Source organism: Roseobacter litoralis Och 149, assembly GCF_000154785.2.
In the GTDB taxonomy this organism is placed as follows: domain Bacteria; phylum Pseudomonadota; class Alphaproteobacteria; order Rhodobacterales; family Rhodobacteraceae; genus Roseobacter; species Roseobacter litoralis.
Genome location: NC_015730.1, coordinates 4,122,138 through 4,139,733 on the forward strand (window position 1 = coordinate 4,122,138; position 17,596 = coordinate 4,139,733).

A 17,596-nucleotide genomic window follows, 5' to 3' on the forward strand; every position below is an offset into this window, starting at 1 on the left:
GTATGCATGAGGGATATTCCGGCACGCATTCGCACCAATACCCTGCCCGACCCTGCTCCCGTTCCGGCGGGCTTGGATACGCGCATTCATGTGACACTGCCCCATCTGCGCGGGCTGGAAGGCCCTGCGCGCGGGCTACATTTCATGCCCCGACAACCTGCGCGGTCGGTCTTGAACGGGCGGCACACATCGCGCTTGCGGGGCCGGGGCCTCAACTTTGAAGAGCTGCGCGATTACATGCCTGCGGATGACGTGCGTTCCATCGACTGGAAGGTCACGGCGCGCACCGGCAAACCCTACGTGCGCGTCTTCACCGAAGAACGCGACCGCCCCACCCTGATCGTCGTTGATCAGCGCATGTCGATGTTCTTTGGCTCCGTGTTGAACATGAAATCAGTGACAGCCGCCGAATGTGCAGCCCTTGCCGCCTTTGCCATTCTGGAACAGGGCGACCGTGTGGGCGGTATCGTCTTTGGTGACGACCTGCGGGCAGAGATCAAACCTGCGCGCAGCCGTGCCGCATTGAACAGGTTTCTAAGTGCCCTTGCCTCGGCCAATCAATTGTTACGACCCGAAGCCCCGACCGTGCCACCGCAATCGATCAATCAGGTGCTGGGCGCGGTTGCCCGGATCGCGCCACGCAACCATCTTGTCATCGTGCTCAGCGATTTTGACGTGATCGACGACCAGACCCGCAAACTGGTTAGCGGTCTGTCGCGCCACAATGACCTGATCCTTGGGTTGGTGACGGACCCGTTTGCCGACGACCTGCCGCCGGATGCAAAACTTGTGATCACCGATGGGGTTTTGCAGGCGGCGGTGGATATGTCGGACTCCCAAGTGCATCGGGACTTGTCTGAATTTGCCAAACGCCGGATTGCTGAAATCGTTGACTGGCAACGGCAATTCGGCATTTCCGTTTTGCCGCTGACCTCGGCGGAGGACAGCTTGGTCCAGATGCGCCGTCTCATGGGACTTGGTCGGCGATGAGTGAAGAGACCCCATCCACCGACGCACCGACCAGCCTTGTCGACCTGATCAATAAACTGGTCGAACCGGTCGAACCGGCGTCCATTTCCATGGTCCCGCAAACCGGCGGATGGGTGGTGCTGGCGGTGGTGTTGATCTTGGTCGCACTTTATGTCGTCCTTCGCACCCGCGCCCATTTGCAACGCAACGCCTACCGCAAGGCAGCCTTGTCCGCGCTTGAGCAGGCAGGCGATGACGCGGCCGCAATCGCGACCATTCTGCGCAGCACGGCATTGGCCGCCTTTCCACGTGCACAGGTCGCCAGCCTTAGTGGCGCCGAATGGCTGGCGTTTCTGGATCGTTCTGCGGGTATGGATGACTTCAGGAACGGCGCAGGGCAGGTCTTGGCCACCGCCCCCTACGCATCGCCTGCGCGCGCCGATCCGGCACTGCGGGAGGCTGCAAAAAGCTGGGTGCGACGACACCAACGGCAGGTTTCGGCATGATCTCATTCGTCTTTCCATGGGCGTTTCTGGCCTTGCCACTGCCGTGGCTCATCTGGCGGTTCGTGCCCGCGCATAAGGAAACCGTCCCTGCCATCCGCTTCCCGTTTTTCCGGCAAGTGATCTCTGAGGCGCAGCTGACCCCGGCAAAGGGCGCGGTGATCATGCGTCGCAGTTGGCTTCAGGTCATCGCCGCCAGCCTGATCTGGATCCTGCTGGTGATCGCCATCTCGCAGCCCGAACGATTGGGCGCACCGATTGAGACCTCTAAATCCGCACGGGACCTGATCTTGGCGATTGATATATCCGGTTCCATGGACACGCGCGATTTCACCGACGCAAGCAACGAAAACGTGCAACGGCTGGCCGGGGTGCGCGATGTGGTGCGGGCTTTTGTCGAGGGGCGCGAGGGTGATCGTATGGCGCTGATCGTTTTCGGCAGCAAGGCCTATCTGCAAAGCCCGCTGACCGAAGACACTGGCACCATCGTAGAATTGCTGGACCAGACCGAGGTAGGCATGGCCGGGCCGCACACCGCCATCGGGGATGCTATTGGCCTGTCGATCCGCACGTTCGAGGCCAGCGAAATTGAACAGCGTCTACTGATCCTCCTGTCGGATGGTGCGGATACAGCCAGCCGGATGAGCCCGCTGAATGCCGCTGAAATCGCGCGCGGTGCCGGGGTGGAGATTTTCACGATTGCCGTCGGTGATCCCGATGCGACCGGGGAAAACCGCGTGGATGTGGCCGCCTTGCAAGATATCGCAAACCGCACGTCCGGGTCCTATTTCTTTGCAGCCGATCAGGCCGCACTGGACGAAATCTATGCGCGGATTGATGAACTGGCCCCGCGCCTGACCGAGACACAATCATTCCGTCCGCGCCAGACGCTGCACCACATTCCCCTGATCCTTGCCATGTTCATCGGGATCGGAACAGTCGCGCAGTTGCAACTCGCGTCACATCGAAAGATGCGGGCATAATGGGCGACTTCCTTTTCATAACTTTGGCAGAACTGCTGCGGGCGTTTCATTTTATTCGGCCGTTTGTCTTGCTGGCCGTTCCGGTGGTTCTGGGTCTGTGGTGGATGGTGCGCAGGGGAACCGTTCGCAAGGATCAAAACACTGACGGCATCAGCCCGCACCTGAAGAAAGCGCTGACAGTGGGCGAGGCGCAGGGCCGTCGTTTTACGCCCATCGATGGTGTTGCAGCGGCCATGATCCTCACCGTTCTGGCAGCGGCGGGGCCCACGTGGTCGCGCATGCCTGATCCGTTTGTGTCCCCGACAGCGCCCGTGGTCATCGTACTGAAAAACACAGCGAGCATGGAACAAACGGATGTGGCTCCGTCGCGGTTGGAACTGGCAAAATTCAAAATTCGTGATCTGCTTGAGATGCGGGCGGGGGCACGCACGGCATTGATTGCATATGCGGGTTCTGCGCATCGCGTCGTCCCCTTGACCGAAGACGCGCAGATCATGGTGCCGTATCTCGAAGGGCTGACGCCTGATGTGATGCCGCAGGAAGGCAATAATGCGCAGGGTGCGCTGGCTTTGGCGATGGAAATCCTTGCGACTGAGGATGCGCCGGGCGGTATTCTCTTTCTTCTGGATGACCTTGATCCGCAAGACGTCAGTGCCATTACACAAGCGGGTGCAAATGCGGTTGTGCTGCATCAGATCCTGCCCAGCGGCACAAACAGCCGTGGCCTTGATATGGTGGAAGGCGCCCCGGTGATCCCGGTCACCGTCGATGATGCAGACCTGCGCCAGATTGATCGCACGCTGAACGCGGCCTACCGCGCGGCCGTACTCGAAACGAGCACCCAGCCATGGCATGATCGCGGATGGATCTTTGCCATTCCGGCGGCTTTGCTCTGTCTGATCTGGTTCCGCCGGGGGTGGACGATGAAATGGGCCGTTGTTGTGCTCGTCACGATGACCGGGGTACTTCAGCCGCAACGCGCCGCCGCCGAGGGTGTCGCTGACTGGTTTCTGACCCCGGATCAACAGGGCCAGCGCGCATATAACAGGAACGAATTCAAACGCGCTGCAGAGCTTTTTCAGGACCCGATGTGGCAGGGATATGCCATGATGCGCGATGGGCAATACGACAAGGCCGTTGAAGTTCTCGCCCGCATTGAGACAGCAGAAGCCGCGTTTGCGCAGGGTTTGGCGCACATCCGAAACCGCCAGTACCGCGATGGGGTACGTGCCTTTGAAACCGTGCTGGAGCGCGATCCGGACTATCCGGGTGCGGCAGAAAACCTCGCGACAGCACAGGAAATTGTCGACTACATTGAGACTGTGCAAGAGCAATCAGATACAGGCGAAGAGGCAGGCATTGGCGCGGATGATACCGTGTTTGATAACGAATCCGAGCGGGGCGCCGAGACGCAGATTGAGGCTTCGGACCCGGATGAATTGGGAATGCTCTCGGCTGAACAGTGGATGAACACGGTTGATACGCGCACCGGAGATTTTCTGCGCCAGCGGTTTCTGATCGAGCAAAGCAGGAGCACCGAATGACGCGGCTTCGCTCTTTGCTCTTCAGCCTTGTTTTGGGGTTCTGCGCTGGGACGGCTTTGGCACAGGATCCTCTGGTTGAAGTTGATTTTGAAGAAAACACGACCATCCCGGGCCAACCGCTGTCCTTGCGTGTGACGGTCCTTGTGCCCACGTGGTTGCCCAAACCAGTGGTGTTTCCTTCGCTCGAAGCACCCAACATCCTTGTGCAATTGTCGGAAGGGTCGACCAGCCCGGTAAGCCGCACGATTGAGGGTGAGACATGGTCTGGTGTCTCCCGGCGCTACCGCGTGACGCCCATGGTGCCCGGTCGGGTGCAAATCCCGGCACAAGAGTTGAGCGTGACATGGGCCGAGCCGGGCAAGACAGACCCGTTGCAACAGACCTTCACCCTTGAGCCCATCGTGATCGAGGGGCGCGTGCCAGAGGGGGCGGAAGACCTGTCCCCCTTTATCGCGGCACAGAACCTGACGCTGACGCAGGAGGTGAGTGAGGCAGAGATGCCGCTTAAGGCGGGCGAGAGTGTTACCATTACGCTGAGCGCCGAGATTGAGGGGACCTCGGCGATGTTTCTGCCGGCCCTTCTGCCAGTGATTGACCTCAAGGGCGTCGCTGTTTACCCGGCAGAACCGATCATTCAGGATAAAGAAGAGCGCGGAAAACTGAGCGGTACGCGCACGGAAAGCGTCACGCTTGTTGCGCAAAGCGGTGGCGGCGGGGCGTTTCCAACGATTGAGCTGGCTTGGTTCAACCTTGGGTCAAAGGACATCGAAACCGCCAGCACAGATGGGTTTGAGGTAACGGTCGATGCGCCCCCTGCGCTGGTTCAAAATGCTGATCCGCGTGTTCTGGTTCTTTTTGCTGTGGCGGGATTGATAACTGTTGCCCTGTGTTTTGCGATCTTTCGTCGTGTATCCCCAAAGCTGCGCGCGGTTCTGGAGGCTCGACGGGCGCGCAAGGAGGCGTCGGAACCCTCGGCCTTTGCCAAAGTACTTCACGCGGCGAAGGCCCACGATTATGATGGGCTACTGCGTCATCTTGATGTCTGGGCGTCGCGCTGTCATGCCGATCCGCGCGCACAGGTGGCCTTGCAGTCCGCTCTTTGCGCATTGGGTGCTGCGCGGTATGGTCCAACGCAGACGTCACAGAGTGATGCCTGGAAAACGCTCAGCGCTGTCTTGCCGCAAGTGCGGGCCAAAGTGCTCAAGGCTGATCAAAGAAACCAAAATCTGCCCCCACTGAACCCCACAGAGTCTCAGAGCCAAAGACTGGCCTAACCCGAAAGTTACCTGTTTCATGTTTCGATTTACGCTCTGTGTTTTGATATTGGCGGTGCTTTCTACAGGGGCCAGCGCGCAAGGGGTGCCGGATCAGACACCCGCCTATGTCGGATCGATGGAATGTCGCGATTGCCATACCGACGCGGCAAAGGCCTGGGAGGGATCGCATCATGCCAAGGCATGGACGGCACCCACGGCTGAAAACATCCTGGCCGATTTCAACGATACCGAATTCCGTCATGACGGGACCCTGACCCGGTTCCGTGTCGAGGATGGCAGGCACCACATCACAGTGACGGAAAAAGACGGCGTGACCACGGATTATACCGTCCATTCCGTCGCGGGGATCGAACCCTTGCAGCAATATCTGTTGGAAACAGAGCCGGGCCGCATCCAGAGTTTCGATGTGGTCTGGGACACGGTCAAACAGGAATGGTTTCACCTTTACCCCGATCAGGACCTGCCGCCGGATGACGGGTTACACTGGACCGGGCCCTACAAAAACTGGAATGCGCGCTGTGCAGAGTGCCACGCGACCGGCTTTGAAAAGAACTATTCGCCGGTGACGCGCAGCTATTCATCAATGCCGGTCGAGATCGGTGTGGGATGCGAGGCATGTCACGGACCCGGCAGTGCCCACATCGAGTGGGCCGCAGGCAAGAGCCTCGAAGAACCTCTGACCGGGCTAAGCGAATATCGCCTGACCATTGATTACAATGCGGGAACGGAAACCGTCTTGCAGCAATGCGCCAGTTGCCATTCCCGTCGCGAGGCGCATTTCGATGGCAACCCCGTGCCCGGCATCCCGTTTGATGATGCCTATGCCCTAGCGCTGCTGCGCCCCGGAGCCTACCACGCAGATGGCCAGATCTTGGATGAGGTCTATGTCTACGGCTCCTTTCTGCAATCAAAGATGTATCAACAGGGTGTAAGCTGCTCAAACTGTCACGAGGCGCATTCGGCTGAACTCAAAGCGGAAGGGAACGGCGTCTGCACGCAGTGCCATTCGCCAGCGGGAAACCCTAGTTTCACGACGCTTGATCCCAAGAACTACGATGACCCCTCGCATCACTTTCACGAGGTGGGAACCGAAGGTGCTCAGTGTAAAAGCTGCCACATGATCGAGCGTGTTTACATGGGTGTGGATGGGCGGCGCGATCACAGTTTCCGCATACCGCGTCCGGATATATCGCTTGAGACCGAAAGCCCGAATGCCTGCACGGATTGTCACAGTGATCAGTCCTCCGCCTGGGTGGCGGCCGCGATCGAGGAATGGTATCCCGACAGTGAAAATCGCGGTTTGCACTACGGGCAGGTGCTGGCCGCAGGGCGCGCCAATGCGGTTGCGGCGCGTGGTCCCCTGACCAATCTGGCTGGTGACGCCACGCAGCCGGGCATCGCGCGCGCCACCGCACTCTGGTTGCTGGAACAATCGGGCGACGAAACACTTGGGGCGGAACTTTCCCCCATGCTGAATGATCCAGACCCGCTTGTCCGCGCCGCAGCGGCCAGCGCCCATGGGCTTTTGCCACCCACCGAACGCGCCACTCAGCTGGCACCTGCGCTGGATGATCCACGCCGGATGGTTCGGATCGAAGCGGGAAAAACGCTGCTGGATGTACCGCGATCTGCCCTGACGCCAAGCGCGTCTGAGAAGCTCGGCGCGGCGTTGCGGGAATGGCAGGCAGGCCTGCTGAACCGCGCGGATTTCCCGGAGACGCATATCATTCTGGCAGGCACCGCGTTGACGATGCGTAATTTCGAAGGTGCCGAACGCGCCTTTCGCGAGGTCGTCCTCATGGACCCGCAACGCGAAGAGGCTTGGGTGATGCTCGTGCGGATCGCTGATGCTGTGCGCGGCCCGCAAGTCGCCGAACAGGTGTTGGATGAAGCGTTACAAGCTGTGCCGGGCAGTGACACGCTGAATGGCATGCGATCGGAGTCGCTCTTGCCACCACAATAGAGGCTGACCTTACATAAAAGTGGTGACATACGCCCCAAAATGGCAACACTTCGGTGAGAGCGCGAAACCCGCGTGTCTGACAAACTGGCTTGACAGGCACGCGCCTATTCGCCTCTATGACCTAAGTAACCGAATGGTGCATTTTGGGAGGACATCATGAAGAAAATGATAAAAGGCGCTTTGATCGCCAGCACATGCCTTATGGGTGCGGCACAGATCGCGCAGGCAGAAGATGTAGAAGTTCTGCATTGGTGGACGTCGGGTGGTGAAGCCTCCGCTCTGAATGTCCTCAAGCAAGACCTTGAAGGACAGGGGATCGGCTGGACCGACATGCCCGTTGCGGGCGGCGGCGGCGAACAGGCGATGACTGTTTTGCGCGCGCGGGTCACCGCAGGAAACGCCCCCACGGCGGTGCAGATGCTGGGTTTCGATATTCTGGACTGGGCCGATCAGGGTGCATTGGCGGATCTGAACGCCACTGCTGCTGAACAGGGCTGGGATGACGTAGTGCCGGACGCATTGAAAGCCTTTGCCAAAGTCGACGGCAAATGGGTTTCGGCCCCGGTCAATGTGCATTCGACCAACTGGGTCTGGGCCAATAAATCCGTGCTGGATGCCAATGGTATCGCCGTGCCGGAAACATGGGATGATTTCGTCGCGGCTGTGAACACGCTGAGCGCTGCAGGCATCACACCGATCGCGCATGGCGGACAAGCCTGGCAGGACGCGACCGTATTTGACGCGGTGGCCATGTCCACGGGCGGACCCGAATTCTACAAAGCCGCCTTTGTCGATCTTGATCCCGACACGTTGAACAGCGACACGATGGTCGAAACCTTCAACCGGATGGCTTTTATCCGCGACAATGTGGATGATAACTTCTCGGGCCGTGACTGGAACCTTGCCACCGCCATGGTCATGAATGGCGAAGCTGGTTTCCAGATGATGGGCGACTGGGCCAAGGGCGAATTCCTGAATGCGGGTAAAGTACCGGGCGAGGATTTCCTCTGCTTCCGCTTCCCCGGCACACAGGATCAGGTCACCTTCAACGCGGATCAGTTCGCGATGTTTGATCAGGGTGGTGAAGTCTCTGCTGAACAGGCTGCCTTAGCCAGCGCGATCCTGTCGCCGTCCTTTCAGGTCGCCTTCAACAAGGTCAAAGGCTCCGTGCCTGCGCGGACCGACGTCGATGGCAGCGATCTGGACGCCTGTGGTCAACAGGGAATGAAAGACCTTGCAGCTGCCGCGTCCAGCGGCAATCTGTTCGGCTCCATGGCGCATGGCCATGCAGCACCAGCATCTGTGAAAAACGCGGTCTACGATGTGGTCACCGCGCATTTCAATGGCGAATATGATGCGGCCACCGCTGCAGAAGAACTCGCCACCGCTGTAGAAATCGCTCAGTAATACGAAATGGCCTGATCCCTGACCGGGGTCAGGCCTTTGCCAACGGGGGACCCTATGGCGGACACGTCCAGCCCGGACATGCGCACGCGTTTGCAGAACTGGTTGCCCAAACTGGTTCTTGCGCCGTCTTTTGCGTTGGTTCTGTTCTTTGTCTACGGGTTCATCGTTTTCACGATCTATCTGAGCTTTTCTGACAGTAGGTTGTTGCCATCCTATGGGCTGGTCGGCTGGGAAAACTATTCCAAACTTTTCCGGCTCAGCCACTGGGAAACCGCGATCACGAACCTCGCGATTTTTGCCACGCTATATATCGTGATCTGCTCGGTCATCGGGTTGCTGCTCGCAATCCTGCTGGATCAGAAAATCCGTGGCGAAGGGATGCTGCGCCCCATTTACCTCTATCCGATGGCGTTGTCTTTTATTGTCACGGGCACGGCGTGGAAATGGATGCTGGACCCCGGAATCGGCATCGAGAACACGATGCATCTGTGGGGCTGGGAAAGTTTTGCCTTTGACTGGATCAAGAACCGGGACTACGCGATTTACACGGTTGTTTTGGCGGCGGTCTGGCAAAGCTCCGGCTTTACCATGGCGATGTTTCTGGCGGGGCTGCGCGGCATCGACAATGAAATCCTCAAGGCGGCGCAGATGGATGGCGCCTCCAATTGGCAGCTATACCGGCGTATCATCATTCCGCAATTGCGCCCGGCGTTCTTGTCGGCCTTTGTCATCCTGAGCCATCTGGCGATCAAATCTTACGACCTCGTGATTGCCCTGACCGGCGGTGGGCCGGGTCGCGCCACCGAACTGCCTGCCACGTTCATGTATTCCTATACCTTCAGCCGCAACCAGATGGGCATCGGCGCATCCTCAGCCGTGATCATGCTGATGACGGTCGCGGCGATCATGGTGCCCTATCTCTATGCCGAACTGAAGGAGAAGAAGTAATGGCCATCGCTTCTTCTGAAAACGCCATGCGCAGCGGGCGCTTTACCCGAACCTTGATTTACCTGCTGCTGCTGCTCTTTGCGCTCTTCTACCTCTTGCCGCTCTTCGTGATGTTGGTGAACTCCCTAAAACCGCTGAGCGAAATCACCGGGGGCAATATGATGGCCCTGCCCGATGTCTGGACGATCCAACCGTGGCTGTCCGCGTGGTCCACCGCTCAGATCGGGGTAGATCCGACGGGGTTAAAACCCTATTTCCTCAATTCCATCGCGATGGCCTTGCCCGCTGTTTTGCTCTCGACTTTTTTCGGCGCGTTGAACGGTTATGTCCTGACCAAATGGCAGTTCCGTGGCCATAATATCGTTTTTGGCTTGCTGCTCTTTTCCTGCTTCATTCCGTTTCAGATCGTCCTTATCCCCATGGCGCAAAGCCTCGGTGTGCTGGGTCTTGCAGGGTCCACCGCTGGCCTGATACTTGTGCATTTTGTATACGGCATCGGTTTTACCACGCTCTATTTCCGCAACTACTACGCCGCCTTTCCGACCGAGCTGGTGCGCGCTGCGCAGATAGACGGCGCGGGGTTCTTCCGTATCTTCTGGCGCATCCTGTTACCTTCGTCGGGTCCGATCATTGCGGTCAGTTTCATCTGGCAGTTCACCAACATCTGGAATGACTTTCTGTTCGGGGCCAGCTTTGCGGATGCCGACAGCCAACCGATGACCGTGGCGCTGAACAACCTGGTCAGTTCTTCGACCGGGGTGAAAGAATACAACGTGCATTTTGCCGGTGCGATCATGGCGGCCCTGCCGACGCTGGTCGTCTATGTAGTTGCGGGGCGATATTTTGTCCGTGGCCTGATGGCCGGGTCAGTAAAAGGATAAGATATGGGCTTTCTGGATATTGCAAACGTCACAAAATCCTATGGCAGCACCGAGGTTCTGCATCAGGTGGATGTCTCCGTGGCTGAGGGCGAATTTCTGGTGCTGGTGGGCCCATCCGGCTGCGGAAAATCGACACTGTTGAACATGATTGCAGGGCTGGAAGACATCACCAGCGGGACCATCGCGATCAAGGGTCAGCCGATGAATGGCGTGCATCCGTCCAAGCGCAACATCGCGATGGTGTTTCAGTCTTACGCGCTTTACCCGAATATGACCGTCGGGCAGAACATCACCTTTGGTCTTGAGATGCATGGCGTCCCCAAGGATGAACGCGCCGCTGCGATGGATAAGGTCGCGGATATGTTGCAGATCACGCCATTGTTGAACCGCAAACCCGGTCAGTTGTCCGGTGGGCAACGCCAAAGGGTTGCGATGGGTCGTGCGCTGGTGCGCAACCCGGATGTGTTCCTGTTTGACGAACCATTGTCGAACCTTGATGCCAAGCTGCGCGTCGACATGCGCACTGAGATCAAGAAACTCCATCAGCGGCTTGGTACGACCATCGTTTATGTCACCCATGACCAAATTGAAGCGATGACCCTGTCCACGCGGATTGCCGTGATGAACGGTGGTTATGTGCAGCAACTGGGCACCCCCAAAGAAATCTATGACGATCCTGCGAATGTGTTTGTGGCCAGCTTCATGGGCTCACCTTCGATGAATCTCATACCGGCAATTTTGCGCCGTACGGGTGGTGCCGCAGTGGCCGAAATCACGGATGCCACCGGCGCACCAGTGTTGCTGCCCGTCGCGGTCGATCAGGGGCAGGACGGCAGCGCAGTCCTGTTGGGCATTCGCCCTGAAGCAGTGACGGACCCGGAAGGGGCTGACAAAAAGGCACGTAATGTGGTGTCGTTGAAGAACCGCATCGATGTAACCGAGCCTGCAGGTTCAGATACTTTCATCACGACCCGTTTTGGCGGCAAAGATGTGGTCGGCCGCATGCGCGCCGATGCAGAGGCATACCCCGGCGAAATTGCAGAATTGGCGCTCAACATGGACAAAGCGGTGCTTTTCGATCCCAAGACCGAAGACCGGTTGCGGTGATGCACCAGAGCCAGCAAGCGATCAGGGGTCAAAATACGGCATGACGCTGAGCTATTGGAACAAGCAGTTTCAGTTTTCCAAGCTGCTGCCGGACTTTCAGAACTGTCTGGACGGGATGCAAACCCGCAGCGAAAACATCGCTGACGTTCTTTCATTGCAGCGGCACGCCTATGGGAGACACCCGCGACAATGGGTCGAACTCTCGGGTCAACCGACGCGTAGTAATGTGTTACCGGTGTTCATCCACGGTGGTTATTGGCGCGCGCTTGAAGCCAAGCGGCATCGCTTTGTCTTGCCACCTCTCAAGACACTGAACGGCGCCGTGGCCAATGTCGAATACCGCCTGATGCCGGAGGTCGGCCTCAAAGATATAGTTGAGGACGCTTGCGCCGCCCTCCAACTCCTTAAGCAGCAAACAGGGTGCCAGCTGTTTCCAATTGGTCATTCAGCGGGCGGCCACCTTGCTGTGATGGCGGCGCGGCTGCTGCCGGATGACGTGGTCGGGGCGATGGCGATCAGCGGGCTATACGAGCTTGAGCCCCTGCACTGGTCGTTCCTGCGCGACGAAATCGGGCTGACCACGGACAGTTTCGAAGGGTGTGAGCCACAAAAGTTGTGGGCAGGGCACGATGCGTCGCATCTTGTTTTGGCTGTCGGCGGAAACGAAACCGCAGAATTCCACCGTCAGGCGCAGGTGTTTGCCGCATCCCGCGGGGCGCAGGTTATGCAGGTTCCCGGCGCACATCACATGAGCGTTCTGGATGATCTGGCGCAAACGGACGGAGTTTTGCACGAGGTTTTGCGCGAGCTTGACCCTTTCAAGGCTGACCGGGGCCTATAGGGTATCAGCGCGAACCAGCCGCATGATCGTGTCGAGGTTAAAGGCCAACCGCTCTTTCAGTGCCTCAGGCGTCATCAGATCCCGTTCAAACACAATCGTTCCGGTGAAACGGTTGGTCAGGTAGTAATAGCCAATCGCGGCAATCGTGATGTTAAGCTGCGTGGCATCAATACCCGGACGGAAAACGCCCTCCTTCACACCGCGATCCAACAGGGATTGCATCATGGCAACGAATTTGCGACTGGCGACGGCGATCACTTCGGACTTCTTGAGGTGGCGCGCGCGGTGCAGGTTTTCGCTGTTCACCAGCGTGATGAACTCGGGGTGCTTCAAGTAGTAATCCCAGGTGAACCGCACGAGGTGTTCCAGCGCTTGTTCCGCAGGCATGCTCTCGAGATCCAGCTTTTGCTCAGCGTTCCTGATGTCGAGGTATGCCGCTTCGAGTACAGCTTTGAACAGCTTCTCCTTGGAGCCGAAGTAGTGATAGATCATGCGTTTGTTGGCTTTCGCACGCTCCGCAATCTCGTCCACGCGCGCTCCGCCCAGCCCATGCTTGGCGAATTCCTTTTTTGCAGCCTGCATGATGCGGAGTTTGGTCGCATCTGCATCACGTGTTTTGCGCTTTTCGGTCACTGCTGTTTTTACCCTGATCATTGGTGCGAAACACGATGTCACCCTATGACAAACTGCGACGGGCGTCAAAGACCAGCAGGTGTGGCGCGCGGCTTCACTATTCCTCGTTGTTTATGTTCTTTTTGCACTGAAAGGTAACTGATAAGTGCATTGCATATCGGTTACTTTGGACCGGACCGGCCGGTGCGAAAAACCGTTCAAGGCTTGTGGAACGGGGGCGAATATATGATGCGTGCAGCAATATTGATGAGACCGGGACGTTTTGAACTGCAAGACAGGCCGGTCCCGACCCCGGGCATGGGCGAGGTTTTGATACGCATCGCGCGTGTGGGCATCTGTGGCACCGACATTCATATTTTTAACGGGCATTATGCAGCGGATAGTCTGCCAATGATTCCGGGTCATGAATTCACGGGTACGATTGAGGCCCTCGGCCCTGACGTGACCGGGCTGCGTATCGGTGACAAGGCAGTCGTTGATACAAATGTTGGCTGTGGCACCTGTTACTGGTGTCGCCGCAATGAAATCCTGAACTGCCCTGAGATGCGCCAGATGGGGATCAGCATGGACGGGGCCTTTGCCGAATACATCGTGGTTCCGGGCCGGCTGGTTATCCCGGCACCTGCGCATATGCCGTTTGAGGTGCTCGCGCTGACCGAACCGCTGGCCTGCGTTGTGCGCGCTGCGCGGAAAGCCAATGTGACCTTTGGTCAATCCGTCGCCGTGCTGGGGGCGGGTCCGATCGGGCATTTGCATGTGCAACTGCTGCGCACCATTGGCGCGGCACCCATCATTGTGACGGATATTTCGCCGGACCGCGTGGCGCTTGCGCTCAGACACGGTGCAGATGTCGGGGTCAGTGATCCCGCCGACGTCAAGGCCTGCGTGATGCAAGCGACCGAGGGGCGCGGCGCAGATATCGTGATTGAAAGCGTGGGGCTACCAGCGCTTTACCAACAAGCGTTGCAGTTGATCCGCAAGGGCGGCCATGTGGCAGCCTTTGGCCTGACCGGCGCGGGCGAGGTATTGCCTGTCGATATTCTGACGACCATTTTGCAGGAAAACTCGATCAAGGGGTCCGTTGCAGGCTCCGGGCAGGATATGCATGACGCGCTGAATTTTCTGGTGCATGGTCGGATTGATCCCACGCCGTTTCTGGGGGCGGAATACGCGCTGGACGACATTCAGACCGCATTTGACACATTCAAGGATCGACCGGATGATCTGAAAACGCAAATTGTCATGTCGGATTAAAAAAGGAAAACGATCATGTCCATCACCACCGAAAGCTATGCATCTGCCCCGAATGGCAAGATACCCAACAGTCGTTTTCCCCTGCTGGTGCATCGCAATGCCGTGCCGGGTGGCGGTGCCGAGGCGATCAAAACGCGCTTTCGTGAAAATGGATGGTCGAATAACTGGGACTATCCGGGCGTATACGAATATGCCCATTTCCATTCGACAACGCATGAATGCCTTGGCTGTGCGCGGGGATGGATGGAATTTAACCTCTCGGTGGGCGATGGCGGTTGGACACAGGTGCGTATCGAAGCGGGCGACGTGATTGTTATGCCTGCCGGTGTCAGCCACGAAATGATCGGCCAGTCAGAAGATATTCACATGTGCGGTGGCTATCCCGATGGGCGCGATTGGGATGACATACAAGAAGAATTCCTCAGCGACGAAGATTACAAACGCGCCTGCAAGCGCATCATGATGCTGCCCATTCCGGCCCGCGATCCGGCGACAGGCAAGGCGATGCCTGAATGGCACGGCGCACCCTCCTCTGTCGATGGTGGCTGGAACGACTGGCGGCATGCGCTCGACAAACGGGAGTGAGCAGCGGACTTGATTATGTCCAGCGTTGCCTGTACCAAATAACCATATGGTTACTTATAGGCACCCCTGATCATGAGCACTTTCTGCATAAAAGGCCGCACAGTGTGGGCATGGGTCGCCTTGCTTGACCCTGATGTCGACATTGACCTTCAAACGCGCAGTATGGGGGTCGCATAAGGTGGCGCAGGGCTATGACTATATCATCGTGGGCGGTGGATCAGCCGGGTGCGTTCTGGCAAACCGTTTGACGCAAGACGCAAGCGTCCGGGTGTTGTTGCTGGAGGCAGGCGGCAATGATCGCCATCCGTTCATCCATATGCCCGTCGGGTTCGCAAAGATGACGACCGGCCCGCACACCTGGGGCCTGACGACCGCGCCGCAGAAACACGCCAACAACCGCGAAATTCCATATGCGCAGGCGCGGGTCATCGGCGGTGGATCGTCGATCAATGCCGAGGTTTTTACCCGTGGCCACCCCAGCGATTACGACCGCTGGGCGCAGGAAGAGGGCTGCGACGGCTGGGCATTTGACGATATCCGCAAGTATTTCATCCGCTCCGAAGGCAACACGGTTTTTGCAGGCGAGTGGCACGGCACGGAAGGTCCCTTGGCGGTATCGAGCCTGAATGCGCAACCGATGACCCTTGCATTCGTGCGCTCCTGTCAGGAACGGGGCATCCCGTTCAACCCCGATTTCAACGGCGCGGTGCAGGAAGGCGCTGGCGTCTATCAGACCACCACAAGGAATGCGCGGCGCTGTTCTGCAGCGGTGGGGTATCTCAAACCGGTGATGCATCGGCCCAATCTGACCGTGCGCATGAATGTTCTGGTCAAGCGCGTTGTCGTTGAAAAGGGGCGTGCGACGGGCGTCGATATCTGGTCCGCAAAAACTGGCCGTGAAACGGTGCACGCGGATCAGGAGGTCATCGTTACGACAGGGGCAATCGGCACGCCGAAGCTGATGATGTTGTCGGGGCTGGGACCGGCGGCACATCTGAAGGCCCATGGGATAGACGTGCAGGCGGACTTGCCGGGCGTTGGCGAAAACCTCACCGATCATTTTGGTATTGATATCGTGGCGGAATTGAACGGACACGACAGCCTCGACAAATACAACAAACCGCATTGGGCGCTTTGGGCGGGCTTGCAATACATGGCTTTTCGCACCGGTCCCGTGGCGTCCAATGTGGTTGAGGGGGGTGCCTTCTGGTATGCGGATCCCACCGCCGCAACGCCCGATTTGCAGTTCCATTTTCTGGCCGGGGCCGGAGCTGAAGCGGGTGTGCCATCTGTGCGACCCGGCGCGTCCGGCATTACCCTCAACAGCTATACGCTACGGCCCAAATCCAGAGGGACGGTGCGGCTGCGCTCTGCTGACCCAAAGGATACGCCGATCATTGACCCGAATTTTCTGGGCCACCCGGATGATCTGAAAACCTCTGTCGAGGGCGTTAAAACAAGCCGGGAGATTTTCGCGCAACCCAGCCTGCAAAAGTACATCCGCGCGGTGCGCTTTCCCGATGACAGCGTGCAAACGCAGGCAGAGTATGAGGCCTATGCGCGCGCCTTTGGTCGCACCTCATATCACCCGACGTGCACGTGCAAAATGGGGTCTTCCGATGACCCGATGGCGGTGGTTGATCCACAGTTGCGGGTGCGCGGCGTGGACGGTCTGCGCCTATGCGACAGTTCGGTCATGCCGTCCCTGATCGGGTCAAACACCAATGCCCCGACGATTATGATCGGCGAGAAAGCCGCAGATATGATCCGCGGCAATCACTGACATCGGCAGAGCATCCGGGTCAGTCAAAATCGGGTGCCCATGGCACGATATCCTTGCTCACGATGCGGTAATTCATATGCGTCATATGCTCGATCCGCGTCATATCGACCGAGGACAACGTGAAATCCATCACATCGAAGTTCGCCGCGATATTCTCGGGTTTGGTGGACATCGTGTTGATGCTGACGCCTTTTTGCAGGATCCAGCGCAGCACGACCTGTGCCGCGGTTTTGCCATAGCCTGCGCCAATCTCGGCAAAGATCGGATGTTTGAACACCTCACCACGTGCAACTGAACAGTAGGACGACAGCGGGATACCGGTTTCGGATGCGGCGGCCAGCATGACGTCTTGGTTCAGCAGCGGGTGGAATTCGATCTGATTTGTCACAAGGGGCGTTTCGATAATCTTGGTCGCATCGCGCATCATCTGGACTGTGTAATTCGACACGCCAATGTTGCGGGCCATGCCCCGTTTATATGCTTGTTCCAGCAAGGTCAGCGAGCCTTTGATCTGGAAATCCGCAGGCGGCCAATGCAGCAGCAAAACGTCCACGTAATCCAACTGCAAAGCTTTCAGGCTTGCCTCCACAGAGGCGAGGAATTTCCCCTCATCAAAGTTATCATTCTCCACCTTTGTCGTCACGCAGAGCGTATCACGCGGAATGCCCGTTTCTTTCAGTGCGGCACCGGTCTCGGCTTCATTCCTGTACATCTGCGCGGTATCAAACGCGCGATAGCCAACTTCGGCGGCAGTGAGAATGGCGTCTCTGCATGCAGCACCTTTGAGAGGATAAGTACCAAAAGACCGTTGGTTTGTATTTTTGAAATAGATGTTCATGACGCGCCTTCCATAACTACGATATTTGTAACTTAATAGTTACTTATTTGAAAGTATGAAAGAGTCTTGATCGTATGGTG

At 57.9% G+C, this 17,596-nt stretch carries 16 protein-coding genes; 14 read left to right on the forward strand and 2 right to left on the reverse strand.

Features of this window, described 5'->3' with window-relative positions; all coding sequences use genetic code 11:
• Positions 1–6: 6 nt before the first annotated feature.
• The 11 genes from RLO149_RS19780 (at position 7) to RLO149_RS22980 (ending at position 12,423) form a co-directional block, all read left to right on the forward strand.
• Positions 7–990 (forward strand): DUF58 domain-containing protein, encoded by a 984-nt coding sequence (locus RLO149_RS19780; RefSeq protein WP_013963855.1) that lies wholly within the window; start codon positions 7–9, stop codon positions 988–990.
• Entirely contained in the window at positions 987–1,475 is a 489-nt protein-coding gene (locus RLO149_RS19785) for a DUF4381 domain-containing protein (protein WP_013963856.1), read from the forward strand. The genes RLO149_RS19780 and RLO149_RS19785 overlap by 4 nt, the downstream gene beginning before the upstream one ends.
• On the forward strand, positions 1,472–2,455 hold the full coding sequence (locus tag RLO149_RS19790) for a vWA domain-containing protein (RefSeq protein WP_013963857.1): 984 nt from the start codon (positions 1,472–1,474) through the stop codon (positions 2,453–2,455). Before RLO149_RS19785 ends, RLO149_RS19790 begins: the two co-directional genes overlap by 4 nt.
• The gene (locus tag RLO149_RS19795) at positions 2,455–3,999 is read left to right on the forward strand and encodes a VWA domain-containing protein (RefSeq protein ID WP_013963858.1); all 1,545 of its coding nucleotides are present in this window, start codon (positions 2,455–2,457) and stop codon (positions 3,997–3,999) included. The genes RLO149_RS19790 and RLO149_RS19795 overlap by 1 nt, the downstream gene beginning before the upstream one ends.
• Positions 3,996–5,273, forward strand: a complete 1,278-nt coding sequence (locus RLO149_RS19800; RefSeq protein ID WP_013963859.1) for a BatD family protein — start codon at positions 3,996–3,998, stop codon at positions 5,271–5,273. Before RLO149_RS19795 ends, RLO149_RS19800 begins: the two co-directional genes overlap by 4 nt.
• 19 nt (positions 5,274–5,292) lie before the next feature.
• The gene (locus RLO149_RS19805; RefSeq protein ID WP_013963860.1) at positions 5,293–7,239 is read left to right on the forward strand and encodes a multiheme c-type cytochrome; all 1,947 of its coding nucleotides are present in this window, start codon (positions 5,293–5,295) and stop codon (positions 7,237–7,239) included.
• Positions 7,240–7,395: 156 nt separating this feature from the next.
• Entirely contained in the window at positions 7,396–8,646 is a 1,251-nt protein-coding gene (locus RLO149_RS19810) for an ABC transporter substrate-binding protein (RefSeq protein WP_013963861.1), read from the forward strand.
• Positions 8,647–8,700: 54 nt separating this feature from the next.
• Positions 8,701–9,594 (forward strand): carbohydrate ABC transporter permease, encoded by an 894-nt coding sequence (locus RLO149_RS19815; protein WP_013963862.1) that lies wholly within the window; start codon positions 8,701–8,703, stop codon positions 9,592–9,594.
• The gene (locus tag RLO149_RS19820; protein ID WP_013963863.1) at positions 9,594–10,475 is read left to right on the forward strand and encodes a carbohydrate ABC transporter permease; all 882 of its coding nucleotides are present in this window, start codon (positions 9,594–9,596) and stop codon (positions 10,473–10,475) included. Before RLO149_RS19815 ends, RLO149_RS19820 begins: the two co-directional genes overlap by 1 nt.
• Positions 10,476–10,478: 3 nt before the next feature.
• Positions 10,479–11,582 carry an ABC transporter ATP-binding protein gene (locus RLO149_RS19825; RefSeq protein ID WP_013963864.1) on the forward strand — a complete coding sequence of 368 codons (1,104 nt, stop codon included), beginning with the start codon at positions 10,479–10,481 and terminating at the stop codon, positions 11,580–11,582.
• A gap of 40 nt (positions 11,583–11,622) precedes the next feature.
• Positions 11,623–12,423, forward strand: coding sequence for an alpha/beta hydrolase (locus RLO149_RS22980; protein WP_013963865.1), 801 nt, complete (start codon positions 11,623–11,625; stop codon positions 12,421–12,423).
• On the opposite strand, the gene RLO149_RS19835 is transcribed toward RLO149_RS22980, so the two are convergent.
• The gene (locus tag RLO149_RS19835) at positions 12,418–13,056 is read right to left on the reverse strand and encodes a TetR/AcrR family transcriptional regulator (protein WP_013963866.1); all 639 of its coding nucleotides are present in this window, start codon (positions 13,054–13,056) and stop codon (positions 12,418–12,420) included. The genes RLO149_RS22980 and RLO149_RS19835 overlap by 6 nt on opposite strands.
• 246 nt (positions 13,057–13,302) lie before the next feature.
• Between RLO149_RS19835 and RLO149_RS19840 the strand changes: the two genes are divergently transcribed.
• The 3 genes from RLO149_RS19840 (at position 13,303) to RLO149_RS19850 (ending at position 16,678) form a co-directional block, all read left to right on the forward strand.
• On the forward strand, positions 13,303–14,310 hold the full coding sequence (locus RLO149_RS19840) for a zinc-dependent alcohol dehydrogenase (RefSeq protein ID WP_245538088.1): 1,008 nt from the start codon (positions 13,303–13,305) through the stop codon (positions 14,308–14,310).
• Positions 14,311–14,325: 15 nt separating this feature from the next.
• A complete protein-coding gene (locus RLO149_RS19845; RefSeq protein ID WP_013963868.1) occupies positions 14,326–14,895 on the forward strand; it encodes a hypothetical protein in 570 nt (189 codons plus the stop codon).
• Positions 14,896–15,073: 178 nt separating this feature from the next.
• Positions 15,074–16,678: a GMC family oxidoreductase gene (locus RLO149_RS19850; protein WP_013963869.1), complete on the forward strand. Its 1,605-nt coding sequence runs from the start codon at positions 15,074–15,076 to the stop codon at positions 16,676–16,678.
• Positions 16,679–16,697: 19 nt separating this feature from the next.
• Here the strand turns inward: RLO149_RS19850 and RLO149_RS19855 are convergent, their stop codons facing one another.
• Positions 16,698–17,516: an aldo/keto reductase gene (locus RLO149_RS19855; protein WP_013963870.1), complete on the reverse strand. Its 819-nt coding sequence runs from the start codon at positions 17,514–17,516 to the stop codon at positions 16,698–16,700.
• Between the last annotated feature and the right edge of the window lie 80 nt (positions 17,517–17,596).

What these genes read in the sequence shown, in the direction of transcription:
- RLO149_RS19800 (WP_013963859.1), top strand. Translation starts at nt 3,996, where the DNA reads ATGACGCGGCTTCGCTCTTTGCTCTTCAGCCTTGTTTTGGGGTTCTGC.
- RLO149_RS22980 (WP_013963865.1), top strand. Translation starts at nt 11,623, where the DNA reads ATGACGCTGAGCTATTGGAACAAGCAGTTTCAGTTTTCCAAGCTGCTG.
- RLO149_RS19785 (WP_013963856.1), top strand. Translation starts at nt 987, where the DNA reads ATGAGTGAAGAGACCCCATCCACCGACGCACCGACCAGCCTTGTCGAC.
- RLO149_RS19780 (WP_013963855.1), top strand. Translation starts at nt 7, where the DNA reads ATGAGGGATATTCCGGCACGCATTCGCACCAATACCCTGCCCGACCCT.
- RLO149_RS19840 (WP_245538088.1), top strand. Translation starts at nt 13,303, where the DNA reads ATGAGACCGGGACGTTTTGAACTGCAAGACAGGCCGGTCCCGACCCCG.
- RLO149_RS19805 (WP_013963860.1), top strand. Translation starts at nt 5,293, where the DNA reads ATGTTTCGATTTACGCTCTGTGTTTTGATATTGGCGGTGCTTTCTACA.
- RLO149_RS19855 (WP_013963870.1), bottom strand. Translation starts at nt 17,516, where the DNA reads ATGAACATCTATTTCAAAAATACAAACCAACGGTCTTTTGGTACTTAT.
- RLO149_RS19820 (WP_013963863.1), top strand. Translation starts at nt 9,594, where the DNA reads ATGGCCATCGCTTCTTCTGAAAACGCCATGCGCAGCGGGCGCTTTACC.
- RLO149_RS19845 (WP_013963868.1), top strand. Translation starts at nt 14,326, where the DNA reads ATGTCCATCACCACCGAAAGCTATGCATCTGCCCCGAATGGCAAGATA.
- RLO149_RS19790 (WP_013963857.1), top strand. Translation starts at nt 1,472, where the DNA reads ATGATCTCATTCGTCTTTCCATGGGCGTTTCTGGCCTTGCCACTGCCG.
- RLO149_RS19795 (WP_013963858.1), top strand. Translation starts at nt 2,455, where the DNA reads ATGGGCGACTTCCTTTTCATAACTTTGGCAGAACTGCTGCGGGCGTTT.
- RLO149_RS19815 (WP_013963862.1), top strand. Translation starts at nt 8,701, where the DNA reads ATGGCGGACACGTCCAGCCCGGACATGCGCACGCGTTTGCAGAACTGG.
- RLO149_RS19810 (WP_013963861.1), top strand. Translation starts at nt 7,396, where the DNA reads ATGAAGAAAATGATAAAAGGCGCTTTGATCGCCAGCACATGCCTTATG.
- RLO149_RS19825 (WP_013963864.1), top strand. Translation starts at nt 10,479, where the DNA reads ATGGGCTTTCTGGATATTGCAAACGTCACAAAATCCTATGGCAGCACC.